The sequence below is a fragment of the Pseudoalteromonas sp. SR45-6 genome, assembly GCF_014163545.1.
Classification (GTDB): domain Bacteria; phylum Pseudomonadota; class Gammaproteobacteria; order Enterobacterales; family Alteromonadaceae; genus Pseudoalteromonas; species Pseudoalteromonas rhizosphaerae.
Genome location: NZ_JACJDM010000037.1, coordinates 13,589 through 29,403, shown reverse-complemented (window position 1 = coordinate 29,403; position 15,815 = coordinate 13,589). Strand labels below are relative to the sequence as shown.

16 protein-coding genes are annotated in these 15,815 nt (G+C 39.9%); 8 read left to right on the top strand and 8 right to left on the bottom strand.

The window, feature by feature from the left end; genetic code table 11:
- Positions 1–3 precede the first annotated feature (3 nt).
- The 4 genes from H5158_RS15335 to H5158_RS15320 all read right to left on the bottom strand — a co-directional run bounded on the left by H5158_RS15335 (position 4) and on the right by H5158_RS15320 (position 3,996).
- Entirely contained in the window at positions 4–1,347 is a 1,344-nt protein-coding gene (locus tag H5158_RS15335) for a Na(+)-translocating NADH-quinone reductase subunit A (protein WP_145241319.1), read from the bottom strand.
- A 376-nt stretch (positions 1,348–1,723) separates the two neighbouring features.
- Positions 1,724–2,917: an enoyl-ACP reductase FabV gene (gene fabV / locus H5158_RS15330; RefSeq protein ID WP_182740360.1), complete on the bottom strand. Its 1,194-nt coding sequence runs from the start codon at positions 2,915–2,917 to the stop codon at positions 1,724–1,726.
- 100 nt (positions 2,918–3,017) lie between these two features.
- Positions 3,018–3,329 (bottom strand): BolA family transcriptional regulator, encoded by a 312-nt coding sequence (locus tag H5158_RS15325; protein ID WP_145241315.1) that lies wholly within the window; start codon positions 3,327–3,329, stop codon positions 3,018–3,020.
- Positions 3,330–3,402: 73 nt separating this feature from the next.
- A complete protein-coding gene (locus tag H5158_RS15320) occupies positions 3,403–3,996 on the bottom strand; it encodes an alpha-ketoglutarate-dependent dioxygenase AlkB (protein ID WP_182719114.1) in 594 nt (197 codons plus the stop codon).
- Positions 3,997–4,038: 42 nt separating this feature from the next.
- On the opposite strand from H5158_RS15320, the gene H5158_RS15315 reads away from it, so the two are divergent.
- From H5158_RS15315 to H5158_RS15300, 4 genes are read left to right on the top strand one after another with little or no spacing between them, the layout of a single operon-like run.
- Positions 4,039–5,187 carry a methyltransferase gene (locus H5158_RS15315; RefSeq protein WP_145241311.1) on the top strand — a complete coding sequence of 383 codons (1,149 nt, stop codon included), beginning with the start codon at positions 4,039–4,041 and terminating at the stop codon, positions 5,185–5,187.
- A gap of 2 nt (positions 5,188–5,189) precedes the next feature.
- Positions 5,190–5,744: a YajG family lipoprotein gene (locus tag H5158_RS15310; protein ID WP_182740359.1), complete on the top strand. Its 555-nt coding sequence runs from the start codon at positions 5,190–5,192 to the stop codon at positions 5,742–5,744.
- A gap of 2 nt (positions 5,745–5,746) precedes the next feature.
- Positions 5,747–6,367 (top strand): peptidylprolyl isomerase, encoded by a 621-nt coding sequence (locus H5158_RS15305; protein ID WP_145241308.1) that lies wholly within the window; start codon positions 5,747–5,749, stop codon positions 6,365–6,367.
- Positions 6,368–6,410: 43 nt separating this feature from the next.
- Positions 6,411–7,790, top strand: coding sequence for an AmpG family muropeptide MFS transporter (locus H5158_RS15300; protein WP_145241306.1), 1,380 nt, complete (start codon positions 6,411–6,413; stop codon positions 7,788–7,790).
- 76 nt (positions 7,791–7,866) lie between these two features.
- Here the strand turns inward: H5158_RS15300 and H5158_RS15295 are convergent, their stop codons facing one another.
- From H5158_RS15295 to H5158_RS15285, 3 genes are all read right to left on the bottom strand, one after another.
- Positions 7,867–8,106: a helix-turn-helix domain-containing protein gene (locus H5158_RS15295; protein ID WP_016708680.1), complete on the bottom strand. Its 240-nt coding sequence runs from the start codon at positions 8,104–8,106 to the stop codon at positions 7,867–7,869.
- A gap of 701 nt (positions 8,107–8,807) precedes the next feature.
- Positions 8,808–9,146: an iron-sulfur cluster insertion protein ErpA gene (erpA, locus tag H5158_RS15290; protein ID WP_058560150.1), complete on the bottom strand. Its 339-nt coding sequence runs from the start codon at positions 9,144–9,146 to the stop codon at positions 8,808–8,810.
- A gap of 135 nt (positions 9,147–9,281) precedes the next feature.
- Positions 9,282–10,376 (bottom strand): DKNYY domain-containing protein, encoded by a 1,095-nt coding sequence (locus tag H5158_RS15285; RefSeq protein WP_182740358.1) that lies wholly within the window; start codon positions 10,374–10,376, stop codon positions 9,282–9,284.
- Positions 10,377–10,539: 163 nt separating this feature from the next.
- On the opposite strand from H5158_RS15285, the gene H5158_RS15280 reads away from it, so the two are divergent.
- The 4 genes from H5158_RS15280 (at position 10,540) to hemL (ending at position 15,139) form a co-directional block, all read left to right on the top strand.
- Positions 10,540–12,222, top strand: a complete 1,683-nt coding sequence (locus H5158_RS15280) for a chloride channel protein (RefSeq protein ID WP_145241292.1) — start codon at positions 10,540–10,542, stop codon at positions 12,220–12,222.
- A 19-nt stretch (positions 12,223–12,241) separates the two neighbouring features.
- A complete protein-coding gene (locus H5158_RS15275; protein WP_145241290.1) occupies positions 12,242–12,676 on the top strand; it encodes a CopD family protein in 435 nt (144 codons plus the stop codon).
- A gap of 136 nt (positions 12,677–12,812) precedes the next feature.
- Positions 12,813–13,829 carry an aspartate carbamoyltransferase gene (locus H5158_RS15270; RefSeq protein ID WP_145241288.1) on the top strand — a complete coding sequence of 339 codons (1,017 nt, stop codon included), beginning with the start codon at positions 12,813–12,815 and terminating at the stop codon, positions 13,827–13,829.
- 29 nt (positions 13,830–13,858) lie between these two features.
- Positions 13,859–15,139, top strand: a complete 1,281-nt coding sequence (gene hemL / locus H5158_RS15265) for a glutamate-1-semialdehyde 2,1-aminomutase (protein ID WP_149982051.1) — start codon at positions 13,859–13,861, stop codon at positions 15,137–15,139.
- Positions 15,140–15,538: 399 nt separating this feature from the next.
- On the opposite strand, the gene H5158_RS15260 is transcribed toward hemL, so the two are convergent.
- Complete coding sequence (locus H5158_RS15260) at positions 15,539–15,799, bottom strand: hypothetical protein (RefSeq protein ID WP_182719120.1); 261 nt, start codon at positions 15,797–15,799, stop codon at positions 15,539–15,541.
- Positions 15,800–15,815 lie beyond the last annotated feature (16 nt).

The following is a 15,815-nucleotide window of genomic DNA, read 5'->3' as shown; positions in this document are numbered from 1 at the left end:
TCTCTAGCCTTCCTTCTCGATCGTAGTCAAGCAATCGCGTAGGATTGAACCATACTCGTATTTGCCTGGACAAACGAAGGTACATAACGCTAAATCTTCTTCATCAAGTTCAAGCGCCCCTAATGAAATTGCACTATCCAAATCACGGGCAATTAAGTCACGTAATAAAGGCGTTGGCAAAATATCTAAAGGCATAACACGCTCATAGCTACCAAGTGGTACCATGGCACGTTTTGAACCACCTGTTGACGTTGTCATTTTAAATAAACGACTCGGTGTTAGGTGTGATAAGAAAGTACGTGTTACAGAGAATTTATCTGTGCCTGGAGCAATCCAACCAAACAACTCTTTTTCGCGACCTTCAAGTAATACCGATACTTGAATGTGGTAACGACCTAAGAATGCTTGAGGACCTTGTGAAGTAGCGCCCGCTAAAACAGAGCCAGAGATAACACGGTTATCGCCGTCTTCTAATTCGCCTGCAACTAAATCATCTAAAGCAGCACCCAGTTGAGTTTTCACTAAACGCGGGTTTTTAACACGCGGACCAGCAAGAGAAATCACACGGTCTGTGCTAATTTCACCAGTTAGGAATAAGTGACCAAAGGCAATAACGTCTTGGTAACCGATATGCCAAACTTGCTTGCTTACCGATACTGGATCTAAATGATGGATATGTGTGCCAACAAGGCCAGCCGGATGTACGCCACCAAACTCATGTACTTCTACTTGAGGAATTGATGAGCTAGGTACTTGGCTACCTGCTTGTTTACAAACAAATACCTTACCATCGGTCAGACGTGATACCACAGCTAAACCTGCTTCAAATGCTTGTACATTTTCAGCAATAATCACTGCAGGATCTGCAGCAAGAGGGTTAGTGTCGATAGCCGTCACAAAGATCGAACTAGGATTTGCATCCACAGCTGCTACTTTGCTGAATGGGCGAGCACGTAATGCTGTCCATTGACCTGACTGGATTAGTACTTCTTTGGCTTTTTCACGATCGAGACTCGAAAGTTGCTCAGTCGAGAAAGCGTCAAAGGTGATTTGCTCACTGCCGTTTATTTCAATAACGACAGATTGCAGCACACGTTTTGCACCACGATTAATTTCTTTTACTGTACCAGCAGCTGGAGCAGTAAATAATACACCTGGATTCTTTTTGTCTTCAAAAAGTACCTGGCCTTTTTTAACTTGGTCATCCACACGAACATGCATGGTTGGACGCATACCAATAAACTCTTCACCTAGCACAGCTACACGTTTGACGGTAGAACCATCATGAATAACTTGCTGAGGCGCGCCCTCTATGGGTAAGTCCAGACCTTTTTTTATGTTGATCATACGCACTTGCACTACATTAACGGAAAGAAACTGAAAAATCGTACCGACCACGTCGCTTTTCTTGATAACCCTAAGCCAAATTCAAGATAACGAAGAACCGCCTGTTTAAATTACAAAACAAGCAACGCAGTAAAATTCCTCACATATATTGCCCGAATTTTAACATCAATCAGGGTCACTATGCGAGTGTAATTATGAAATTTATACGACAGGAGCAGTTATTTAACCTATTAGCCGCATTTGAATAAAATTCAATATAGACCAAAGTGCTATTGCTTGCGAGGTGGGATGGAAATTAATCCGCTAAATAACGATAAAGTAAAATTTATCAATAAAAAAAGTCGCCATAGCGACTTTTCAAATAAACATGGCTGAATTAATCAATCATGTTAGCTATAGCGGCAACTGGATCGACATCTTGTTCATAATCAACAGCATCAATACCAAACCCAAATAAACGTAAAAACTCATTGTGGTAACCCACGTAATCAGTTAATTCGTCTATTGTTTCTGTGGTTACGCTGTCCCACACAGTTTGAATACGCGCTTGTACATCATCTTCCAGCTCTTTGTAGTTTTGGAATAAATGACCGCCGTCATCAAAGCGTGGTGAGTCTCCATAAAGGTTCTCAGTAAATAACGCGTGAATTTGCTCGATCGTGCCTTCATAGGTCCCATCCGCTTTCATTACTTTAAATAGCGCTGAAATATAAAGCGGCATAATAGGAATTGCAGAACTTGCTTGGGTGACCACTGCATTTAATGATGATACATAAGCTTCACCGTTTAATGCTTTAGTTGATTCTTTGATTGCTACGGTTGCGCGATCTAAATCTTCTTTCGCTTTACCAATAGTCGCGTGACCGTAAATTGGCCATGTTAGTTCTTTACCGATATAAGTATAAGCACTGGTTTTAAAGTTATCAGCTAGTACATCAGCCTCTTTTAATGCATCAATCCACATTTCCCAGTCTTCGCCGCCCATCACTTTAATAGTGTTATCAATATCATCTTGGTTTGCAGCTTCTACGGTAATAGCATCAATTTCACGTTTTGAGGTGTTTAAGTTTTTAGTCGTAACTGAGTTACCAATTGGCTTAAGCGTTGATGAGTAAACTTCGCCGGTATTTGGATCAGTTCGACGCGGCGATGCAAGGCTGTATATAACTAGGTCTACTTTGCCTAAATCCGCTTTAATTGTATCAATCGCTTTTTGTTTGATTTCGTTAGAGAACGCATCGCCATTAATATTTTTTGACCATAAACCTTCAGCGTCTGCGGCCGCTTGAAATGCAGCAGTATTATACCAACCTGCAGAACCGGTTTTACGCTCAGTACCTTCTTTTTCGAAGAAAACACCTAAAGTTTTAGCACCGCCACCAAATGCAGCAGTAATACGAGATGCAAGGCCATAGCCAGTTGAAGCACCGATAACTAATACATTTTTAGGGGCATTTTTTAATGCGCCTTGTTGTTTTACATAGTTAATTTGTTCTTGTACGTGCTCTGCACAACCTACTGGGTGGGCGTTAGTACAAATGAAACCGCGAATTTTAGGCTTAATGACCATTGATCATCCTATATTTATCTCAATAAAAATTAGCGCTAGTTTAAAGGCTAATTGTAAAAATACAGGTCTGATGAGTTTTGTGTACTCTCAGACCTTGCCGTTAATCTAATTTAGAGCCACCTAAACAAGTCGGTGAGTCAGCAACCTGACCACTTTGCTCTGTAAATTCATCAGGAGTAAAAGTATGGATAGCCAATGCATGAATATGATTCGCTAACTCATCTTTTAGCACTTCATTAATTTGACGATGGCGTTGCAATAAACGTTTACCGCTAAACTCTTCACTTACTACAATCACTTTAAAGTGTGAATCGCTACCACGACTATGCATATGGCTTTCGTTCACCACATTAAGGTGCTTACACGCAATCGCATCAGCTAACTTGCTTTCAATCTGTTGTTGCATTGACATAAAACACTCATATTTTACTGGTTATTTATGTGCTTACTATATCAAGGCCACTACTATAAAGGCCAACAAATATTCATTTTTGAAAAATTGTTCGAAAAGTTAAGTTGATTCGAGGGTGTGCCAAACGTGTTTGTTTAGGAAGCGCATGTAGATATTGTTGCTGGCTAAGTCCATTCATAACCAAGCAACTCCCGCTGTGTAACGTAAGCGAAGTGACTTCCTTGGTTACTTTATGTTTTATTTTAAATACTCGTTCAGCCCCTAATGAAATCGATACAATAATAGGCTCATGGCCAAGTTCTGCTTCATCATCGGCGTGCCAGCCCATGCAATCATTCCCATCACGGTATAAGTTAACCAATAAGGCATTAAATCCAACATCAAATTGTTTATTTAATCGTAGTCGCATGGCATCTAATACATCTGGCCATGGTTCAACATTTAATGTCGAACCAGAATAACCGTAACGCACACCAGCATCAGCAATAAAACATTGCATACGTGGAATGGGATTCGTTTTCCCAAACACGGTCGTTTTTGGTTGCTGCCAAGTCAGTGAGTCGCGTAAATAGTAGAATAAATCGAGACTTTTTTGCGCACTTAACGCTTTTGCTTGGTAGTAAAAGCCATTTGGTAACATATGGGGGTTGGCCTTTTGCCGTTGCATGTTAGAATTTACCTATCATTTGATTACTGATCACTAACTATTATGACCACGCAAGCACAGTTCGGCGATAAAACATTTACTCTTGAACGTTTTCCATTGGATCAAAAAAACCGTAGCTTACAAGCTTGGGATTCAGCAGACGAGTACCTAATTGACTATGTTACTGAACATTATCCTGATTGTCGCTCTTTGCTGATTTTAAATGATAGTTTTGGAGCCTTGTCTTGTTATTTTAGTAAACAACAATTAACGGTTTGTTCAGTAAACGATTCTTATATTAGCCACCAAGCGGCGGCTTACAACTTAGCAGAAAATAAAATACCAACCACCGCATTTAGCCAGCTAGATAGCTTATCGGCTTTGCCTGAACACGTTGATTTAGTTATCTTAAAAGTGCCACGCACATTGGGCTTCTTGCAATATCAATTATCTGAGCTCAGCGAAGTACTTGCACCTGGCACTCCGGTTATTGGCGCAGCAAAAACCAAAGATGTACATAATTCAACAATTAAAGCATTCGAGCAATTTATTGGTGAAACTAAAACTAGTTTAGCAGTGAAAAAATCTCGCCTAATTATTAGCCAAGCGGAAGGTGGTTATAAAGCTGCTGATTTTCCTGTTAATTGGCCTCTTGAAGGCACTGATTTTACCATTAGTAATCACGCCAATGTGTTCTCGCGGGATTCTCTGGACATTGGTGCACGGTTCTTTTTTGACTTTTTACCACAAACCAATAAAGCAAAAAGTATTATTGATCTAGGTTGCGGTAATGGTGTGGTGGGTTTGATGACACTCGCACGCTGCCCTAACGCTGAAGTTACCTTTGTGGACGAATCATATATGGCGGTTGAATCAGCACGATTAACTGTAGAGCTCAATATGGAAGATAAGTTTGAGCAATGCCGCTTTATTGAAAATGATTGCTTAACGGGCTTTGAACGTGAAAGTGTCGATGTAGTGTTATGTAATCCGCCTTTTCACCAAGCACAAGCCGTGACAGATCACATTGCATGGCAAATGTTTAAACAAGCCAAAGACACATTAAAAAATGGCGGAGAATTACGTATTATTGGTAACCGCCACCTGGACTACCATGACAAACTAAAACGTATGTTTGGCAATTGTGAATTACTTGGTTCAAATAAAAAGTTTGTAGTATTAAGTGCCACTAAAAATAATGGAATGCTATAGCTATGATGAAATATGTTTTACCTTGTTGTGCTTTATTATCACTGTCGGCTTGCAGTAGTCAGCCTAATCAATTGATCTTAAATCCGCTCTATCAAGGTGGCAAATTAAGCTCAATTAATCAAAGTTTAAGTACCAGTGTTATTGATCTTAGAGGTAACCCAGCAACATTAAAATTAATAACCTCAGACAAAACCCAAACAATTGCCAGCCAAGGCCTTACTGAATCAATTAAAAGTGCCCTTGATAGCGCTCTTAGCCGAAACGGTGCAAGCATTTCAAATCTTGCGACTACTCGTTTTGAAGTTGATATTCATACACTGCAAGCCGTAGTTACTGAAAAAATGATGTCGCATACCAGCAATGCAAAGATTGAATTAGGTGTGCGTGTTATTCGCAGCGATAGTAACTTCAGTAAAATTTACCGTGGTAATGCAAGCCTTGAAGGACCACTAGGTCACGATAGAGCAAAAATTGAAGGACAACTCAATAAGTTGACTGAGCAGTTAATTACCCGCATGGTATCAGACCCTGAATTACTCGCATTTTTAGAAGGTTAACCATGAAACGTCTATTTTTATTATTTATATTAGTGCAACTTAGCCAAACCGCAATGGCAGCGACCGAAGGACGCTTTGTGCAAAAAAACAATATGTTCCCACGAGTTGAAATAACTACCACAATGGGGAAAATCATAGTCGAGATGGATCGCTCAAAAGCCCCTATCACCGTCAATAATTTTTTAACTTATGTGATGGATGGCAGCTATAAAGGCACCGTATTTCATCGTGTTGAACGTGATGTAGAAAACGACCGAGACTTTGTCATTCAAGGCGGTGGCTACGATAAAGAATATGACGGGGTTTATGAAGGCGAACCTATCTTTAATGAAAGCGGTAACGGTTCAAAAAACGATATGTACAGTATCGCCATGGCCTATCAAGATCGTCAACCTCATTCTGGTACTCGTCAGTTTTTCTTTAACATGGACAATAACGACCACCTAAACCCAGGTAAAGACTGGGGCTTTGCCGTGTTCGGTATGGTAATGGAAGGCTACGAAACGCTTGATAAAATAATGCAAGTTGAAACGGGATTTAATGAAAAAATTGGTTATGACTTTGTACCAAAAACCCCGGTTGTTATTTTAAATATAACTGTATTAGAGCCAACCCCACTATAACAATAAAAATAGCGGCCAAACCGCTATTGCCAATGAAGGCGTTATGACTAAAAGCTTGTCGGTATCAGAATATTTTTCGTACTTTAAAGATAAACGACTTATAAATGTGTTTATTTTTGGTATGAGCAGCGGTTTTCCTTGGGTCCTCATAGGCTCCGTGATGTCTGCGTGGCTAAAAGATGAAGGCCTCAGTCGCAGCATGATTGGCTTATTTGGTATTGTATTTGGTGCTTACAGCATTAATTTTTTATGGTCACCCTTAGTCGATAGAATAAAGCTGCCGTTGCTATATAACTGGCTAGGCCAGCGCCGTAGTTGGATACTATTTTGCCAATGCTTTATTTTGCTGGGAGTTATTTTACTGGCAGGATTAGATATCACCGCGCATTTAGCCATCGCAGCTGCGTTGTGCTTATTAATTGCTATCGCCTCAGCGACTCAAGATATTGCTATTGATGCTTTTCGTATCGATACCCTCAGTGAAAACGAAAGCCACAAAGCAACCGCCGCAGCAGCAATGGCTACTTCTGGTTGGTGGAGCGGTTATGCTCTGCTAGGTGCTATTCCGTTTTATATGGCAGATATGCCAAGTATTGACTGGCCACAAGTGTATTACTTTTTAGCTATTGTGATGTTATTACTTATGAGTTGTGTATTTTGGGCAAAAGAACCTGAATCTAACCGCGAAGTTGTTCATGCTGAACTAGAACGTATTTATCGGCAAAAGCTGGCGCTTGGTAAGCAAACACAATTAACTAAAGTTGCAGCATGGTTGGCTGTTACTGTACTTGATCCTTTTAAAACATTCTTCGCTCGTAATGGCGTGAAGACTGCACTTGCGCTGCTCGCTTTTATCTTTTTATTTAAAATTGGTGAAGCATTTTTGGCCCGTATGTCGATTGTGTTTTATAAAGAAGTCGGCTTTTCAAACACTCAAATAGCAAACTATTCAAAGCTCGGCACGGGGCTTATCACCATTGTGTTCGCATTTTTAGGCAGTATTTTTAATCACAAGTACGGCATCGTTAAAGGTTTGTTTATTAGCGGTGTGGCAATGGCTGCTTCTAACTTAATGTTTTCTTGGATCGCTCTCGCAGGCCCGCAAGAACACTTGTACGCAATGGCAATTGTCGTCGATGGCTTTACTCAAGCATGGTCATTAGTTGCTATGGTAGCATTTATATCTATGCTATGTGATCGCGCTTTTAGCGCAACACATTATGCTTTATTAGCGTCATTGGGAAATTTAGGACGAACCTTACTTTCAAGTTACAGTGGTGTGGTGATTGATGATTGGTTAGGTGGGAATTGGTCGTTATTTTTTATTTTGACTGCCTTGATGGTAATACCATCACTGATATTTTTATATCTTATTCGGCATAAATTGTATGAGTTAGAAAATAGTTACCACGGTAGGAATTAACAAGGGAAAGAAATCATTTCACATCAATGAGAGCGCTTCCCTGCGCTTCCCTGCGCTTACAAAAAGAAACTAAATATTAGTCTTCTTTTAATAAGCCTAAACCTTCATACGGGTCGACTTCTAATGCATCACAATAACGTAAAAATTCAATTACGTCTAAACGGCGCTCTTGGTTTTCAATTTTGCCAATAAATGAATGTGGTGTACCAAGTACTTGAGCAAGGCTACGCATTGTGTGACCTTTCTCGTGACGCTTAGTTTTAAGCCACTTGGTTAGTTTTGAGTTTTCTTCAGAAGAAACTGTTTTACCCATCATAAAAAACATCTCCTACTAGATGATTTAAAGTTAATTAATTAAGAGTGAAATTTGCCCGTCTCGCTCTTGGATACATTATATACTATTCAGACTCATGTGAAATAACTAATTTCAGCCGAGTACCCATTTAAGGAATCAGCTATTATAGATGAGCAGCTTTATTGTTAAATTCACAACAAAACGCACGTTCTATAATTAGTTCCTTTTTAATGTAACAAATAATTAATTTAAATAAACCTTTTTTATGATTAATTATTTTTGACTTATAAATTAAATAGTTACATTATTAACTGTCCCTTTATTGTTAGGAGCAAGCGTTTATGTTCAGATTATTGTTTTTACTACCCATTATCCTCTGCTTAGTTTGGTACTTTTTTCTTAAATCAAATGGCGTACCGATCAAAAAAGGTAAGAAAGGCTTTATATATATTTTAGCGTTTTCTGCAATAGTGTTAGGTTTTTTTATTCTAATGCTCCAAGTCACTCACCCTACATAAATGAGTGACTTAAGCTAAAGTAAGCCAATTTGACGTTCACTTAGCATCTATAAACAAAAAATAAGCGCTAAAGTCAGCAAGGTTACAAAGCTCAGATCAGCAACAACAGCATCAGTTAATGAAATAATAGCTACGCAGTAATTTTAGATAAGAAGATTTTTTAGGTAATAAAAAAGCCGCTAGCTGCGGCTTTAATCAATTGCTTTAAACGCTGAAACTAGCGCCACACCCGCAGGTGGTAGTTGCATTGGGATTGGAAACAAAAAAGCGTGCGCCTTCAAGTCCTTCGGTGTAATCCACCTCACCATCAACTAAATATTGAATACTCATTGGGTCAACCACTAAGGTTACGCCATTTTTTACAATTTCTAAATCGCCTGGGTTTGCTTTTTCATCAAAAGTAAAACCATATTGGAAACCTGAACAACCTCCGCCTGTTACATAAACACGCAGTTTTAGATCTGGATTTTCTTCTTCGTCGATTAACTGTTTAACACGAACAGCAGCTGCATCGCTGAACTTAATGGGTAATTCTTCTGACATACCATAACCCTCTATACCTACATTGCTTTGATTATCTAATACCCGAGTGTTTTAATCAAGTATAGTAAACAACTACTAATTTCTTCTATAACTAGGTTGTCATCAGGAAAACCGATCCATCTTCAATAAGCTTGATCAAAAGTCACTTCTAGAGCTGACAATTTCACCTCGCATGTAATAGTGCTTTTTATCTAGCGCATCTGAATTTGTACTTTCATCATAATCAGTTACTGCAAAGCTCTCGACATCTGCATCATGGATGCGCTGAACACCATCAGACTGGCTATAATGATATACACCACTTTTATCCTTAATATAATTTCGCTCAATTTCCTCGAAAGAGTCAGGATCAAGCCCGTTTATTGCGCTGGTTTCATTTCCAGATAAATAATAAATATTACTTTTATCGCGAGCGAACTCATAGCTTGTAGTGAGTATTTCAAACGTCTGCAAGTCGGCCTCCGGTACAATAATATTTTCGCCATAAAAAATGTGGTTTTTATCTTTGGCATAACCGCTAAATAACGGTGTAAAAGAGTCGAAATCAACAGCTTTCAATATTTCATCATCATAGTAAACTGTATATTTCCCTTCTGTTTCTGAATAATTCCATTGTGGGAAGTTATCATCAAAATTTGAAAATGTTCGGGGATTTGCAGCTTCTATAATTTGATTTCTCAAGACCACTTGAGTGTCATTAAGCCAATATAATTTGTGACTGATTAATTGCCCTTTAATATTACGAGGGTCAACATCAGAAACCCGCTTCCCAAAATAATAAAAACTATGATTGTCGCTGGCATATAGTGACGTTGAATGTTCATTTTCATAGTCTTTGCTATCATAAGTAATGAAGCTATCAGGGTCTGCACCTGAAATCACTGTACCACTAAAATACACTGTATTATTAACAACAGCATAGCCACTATTTGGCACCCCTTTAATCATGTTAATAAACAAACTTGAATACCCAAAAACTACAAAAACAATGCAAACAACGACGGCACTTATTTTAGCTAATAAAAAACTGTTAATGCCTAAATAATTAATACCAAACAACCCAAATAAAATGAAGATGCCTACTGGGAAAAGCAAAAATAACATTACACTCAAAACTGCCGCTTTATTATCCACAGCTCCAGGAGCTGCAAGCATCATCGGTGACATCATCACCATTAAAGGCCAAGCCATTAATGCAAATGTAGTTATAATACTTAATAGTAGGTGCATAAAACCCTTCCAAAATTGAATATCCGTTTCTATGAGTTTGCAACTTACCCAAAGCCTTACTAAATATCAATTTGCTTTAAGTGAAATACCAGTAAAAATCTCAAGGACTTCCATTAACTATTTTGATAAACTGCCCGCTGAAATAGGTGGCGAGGAAATATGCATGTGGCTTGAAACGCTTAGGCGTCGCTTGGCAAAGCCAAAAACATCGGTGCAATTGTGCTTACTCGGCGTAAGTGCTGGACTCATTGCGGCGTTTTTGATCATTCTATTTCGCTTAACTATTCTATTTTTCCAAGGTTTGTTCCTTGAAAATCCTGACGATTTTACTACCTTACCGCCTCTTGAGCGGGTGTTAATGCCTATTATTGCTGCCTTCTTAATTGCGCTATTTGCTGCTTTGACTGGTTTTAAACATTATCGATTAGGTATTCCCTTTGTTATTCACCGTATTAAACGCCATTACGGGCAAATGCCGTTATACAACACGGTAAATCAATTTGTCGGTGGTGCACTGGCATTGATCAGTGGTTTCTCGGTTGGCCGTGAAGGGCCATCTGTACATATGGGCGCAACCGGTGCAAGTTTGCTGGCCGATAAATTACATTTGCCTCATAACGCCATGCGGACACTCAGCGGTTGCGGGGTTGCAGCTGGTATTGCCGCATCATTTAATACACCACTTGCAGCTGTTATTTTTGTGATGGAAGTGGTGCTTAGGGAATACAAAGTACATATATTTGTGCCAATAATGCTCGCTGCAGTCACTGGTGCACTGGCGACGCAGTTTGTATTTGGTGACGCATCAGAATTAGCACTGATCACAGTGACGGCATTAAGTGGCTGGCACTATCCATTTTTAATCCTGTTTGGTATGGCTTTGGGCGCGGTTGCTTATGCTTTTAACCAAAATCTAATGTTGATCATTCGTACCTTCAAACCTTTGAGTATGTTTCCACGTTTATTGCTGGCAGGTCTGATTGCTGGCGGCATTGCTTATATGGTGCCACAAGCGATGGGTTCTGGTATGAGTGCAATAACTTTGGCCGTAGAAAGCCCTGATGATGTGCAACTATTAACCACTATTTTAATTGCTAAATTACTGGCGACATTATTTGCAATTGGCTTGGGGATTCCCGGCGGGATCATTGGCCCAGTGATTGGTTTAGGCGTACTGATGGGCACTTTAATGGCCTTTTTTGCACAATTTATTAGTCCCGGCGTTGATATCTCTGGTACTTATAGCGTCTTAGGCATGGCAGGCTTATTAGCAGCCACCTTACATGCTCCACTGGCTGCTTTAACTACGGTAATGGAGTTAACCTCAAGTCCTGAAATAATCGTGCCGGCCATGTTAGTTATCTCAGCGGCATACGTCACCGCATTACAAGTATTTGGCAATCGGTCGATATTTTTACAGCAGCTCGACTTTCAAGGTTTAGCCTATCATGTCTCCCCTGCCACCGAAGCACTGCAAAAAGTCGGGGTAATGGACGAGATGGATGAAAACTTCAAACTACTCTATTCAGATGATAAAGAACAAATAGAAAGCACCTTAAATGCTGTTGATAGCCAAACCCCGTTAATTGTTTATGATCCTGAAAATGGTTATCGCCTTGCAGAATATGATTTAAGTTTAATGTCAGATCAAAATATTTCGATCAACTACATCAGCTTGCAAGGGATCAGCAGTCAAGCTACTTTGGCCGATGTGTTTGATGTATTAAAAGATAAGCGCAGCGGAGCTGTGTATATTTATAACTTACTCGATAATCAACAAATTATGGGAATAATGCGCTGGGATCAGATCCGCCACATTCTTACCATACGTAATAGCTTACTGTAACTAACAATAAGAGAACATTATGAGCGCGCTACTGATCTACAAAGCCTTACATGTATTTTTTATGATTGCCTGGTTTGCTGGCATATTTTACTTACCCCGCCTCTTTGTTTATCACGCTATGAGCGAAGAAAAGTCCTGTAACTCCATGCTCAAAGTGATGGAGCGACGGTTACTGTATTTTGTGACGCCATTTGCAGTACTAACGGCGGTGTTTGGCGTGCTGACAATTGTTGAATATGGCCGCGACTGGTTTAAATACAGCATGTGGATGCACTACAAATTAGTATTAGTGATCGTGCTATACATTTACCATGGCTATTGTTTTAAATTACTGGCGGATTTTAAACACGACCGTAATACTCGCAGCCACCGCTTTTATCGTATTTTTAACGAACTACCGGTATTAGTGCTATTAGTCATCGTATTTTTAGCTATAACTAAACCCAGCTTGTAAAATTTGCTATATAACCAAACCACTTCAAGATGCAGAAACTCGCTTCTTGAGGTGGTTTGGGTATAATATTGCGCGATTGCGTGCCCATCGAAGATGGTTAATCGCGCCCCTTTTGAATGTGATAGGAACAGCCCCCATGTTAAGTTTCCAAGGTGAAAATATTCTTTCTGTCAATCAGCTCGATCGCGACTGTATTGAACGTATTTTTGCAGTAGCCAAAAAAATGGAGCCGTATGCTAAAAAGCAAAAACGCACCAATGTATTAGAAGGCGCAATCTTAGCAAACTTATTCTTTGAGCCAAGTACCCGTACCCGCGTAAGCTTTGGTACAGCCTTTAATTTATTAGGTGGTTTGGTTCGTGAAACAACGGGGATGCAAAGCTCTGCATTAGCCAAAGGCGAGTCTTTATACGATACCGCGCGCGTTATTTCAGCTTACGCCGATGCGGTCGCTATGCGCCATCCTGATGCAGGCTCAGTGGCTGAATTTGCTACTGGCTGCTCAGTGCCAGTGATCAATGGTGGCGATGGCCCTAACGAGCATCCAACTCAAGCATTACTTGATTTATTGACAATTGAGCGTGAACTACATCGCTTCGATCAAAAAATAGATGGTATGCATATCGCCCTTGTTGGTGATTTAAAATACGGCCGTACCGTGCATTCATTATCAAAATTATTATGTCATTATAAAGATATAAAATTTTCGATGGTGGCACCTGATGGCTTACAAATGCCTAGCTATATTCTTGATGCCGTCGATAATGCGGGCCATAAAATTGAAATCGTCGATAAAATGGAAGGTAACTTAGCCGCCGATATCGTCTATCAAACCCGTATCCAAGAAGAACGCTTCCCATCGCAAGAAGAAGCCAATAAATACCGTGGTGGTTTTAGAATTAGCCAATCAATTTATAACACCCACTGCAAACCAAACTCCGTGTTAATGCACCCATTACCACGCGATAGTCGTATAGAAGCAAATGAGCTTGATAACGATTTAAACCTTAATGACAATTTAGCTATTTTCCGCCAAGTACAAAATGGCGTGTTAATTCGCATGGCGCTGTTTGCATTGACACTCGATGTTGCCGATAAAGTAGAGCAATACGAAGTTGCTGTGCCTTGGTTTAGCCGTAAACGCGATAGTTAATTTTAACGTGACAACTAATAGGATTTTTTATGACAATTAGCCAAGATTTATTTGCCCGCGCACAACAATCAATTCCCGGTGGCGTTAACTCTCCAGTACGTGCATTTAATGGCGTTGGCGGCACACCGCTATTTATTACCAAAGCCCAAGGCCCATTTACATTTGATGCTGACGGCAACCGTTATATTGATTATGTTGGCTCATGGGGCCCGATGATCATGGGTCATAATCACCCAGCTATCAAACAAGCAGTGCTTGATGCGGTAGAAAATGGCCTAAGTTACGGTGCGCCAACAGAAGCTGAAATTCTAATGGCTGAAAAAGTAAAAGAGCTAGTACCATCAATCGAAAAAGTTCGTATGGTAAGTTCTGGCACAGAAGCGACCATGAGTGCAATTCGCCTTGCTCGCGGCTTTACTGGCCGCGATAAAATTTTAAAGTTTGAAGGCTGTTACCACGGACATGCTGATTCATTATTAGTGAAAGCTGGCTCTGGCGCATTGACTATGGGCGTACCAAACTCGCCAGGTATCCCTGAAGATTTTGCCAAGCATACATTAACTGTTTCGTTTAATAACCTTGATGAAGTAAAAGCTATTTTTGCCAAATACGCTGACGAAATCGCCTGTATTATCGTAGAGCCAGTTGCTGGTAACATGAACTGTATTCCACCAGTACCGGGCTTTTTAGAAGGCCTGCGTGCAGTATGTGATGAATATAAATCAGTGCTTATTTTTGATGAAGTAATGACCGGCTTTCGCGTAGCCCTAGGTGGTGCACAAGCCTATTACAACATCATTCCAGACTTAACCTGTTTAGGTAAAGTGATTGGCGGCGGCATGCCAGTAGGCGCGTTCGGCGGTAAAACTGAGATCATGGATTACATCGCTCCTGTTGGCCCAGTTTACCAAGCAGGCACTTTATCAGGTAACCCAATTGCTATGGCTGCGGGTCTAAAATCGCTTGAGTTACTGTGCGTTGAAGGACTACATGCTGATCTTGAAGCAAAAAGTAAAGCAATCTGTGAAGGTTTTGAAGCCGCAGCAAAAGCTGCAGGCATCGCCCTAACAACTAACTATGCCGGTGGTATGTATGGTTTCTTCTTTACTGAACAAGAGAAAGTAACCACTTACCAACAAGCAACTCAGTGCGATTTAGAACGCTTTAAAAAGTTCTTTCACTTGATGCTTGAAGAAGGCGTGTATTTAGCACCATCAGCATTTGAAGCTGGTTTTGTTTGCTCTGAACACTCTGAGCAAGAAATTGCCGATACAATTGCAGCAGCAAAAAGAGCTTTTGCTAAGCTTTAAACTATTAAACATAGAAAAGCCCGCAAGGGCTTTTTTTATGTCTAAAATAAACACCTGCTCCAGTAATTACTTTACTGACAGCTTGACCTAAGTTCATAATATGCGATCAAGTGTTTAAAAATGGCATACCCCATGAAATAAATACTATCTTAAAAAGTGCAGAGTAACATATGAGAAATATTACAAACCAAAGACAAGTATTGCATAGCTTTTAAAGTAACAGTCTGGATCTATACTTGAAGCGAAAAGTGATTTAAAAGAAGTAAATCTCTTTGCAGAACAAGCATAAAACTCAGCGCAATCAATATTAATTAATGTCAAACAGCTCCAAGAAATGTCAGAAACATTCACCAAAACAATGAACTATTTAAAATCATAGCAAGATAATAGCTGCGAAAGTTATTGCTGCTTCATTCCCGTTGCTGATGCAGCAGACGTTCTTAAAAGTTCATCTGCTCGCTCTTTTTCTCTTTTTCGTTGCGCTGCAGTAGTGCAGCGTTTTCTTTTAAGCTTTGAACCTGCGATAGCTTCCATATCACACTTGTAACTGTTCGTACTTGCTATTTCTTGCTCTTTCGCACTTTGGCTATCTGCCTTATTTGGTGTGCTACCACAAGCTGCAATTAACGCTACTAAGATAAGTAAAATACTCGTTTTCATCTTTTTTCCCTAAAAG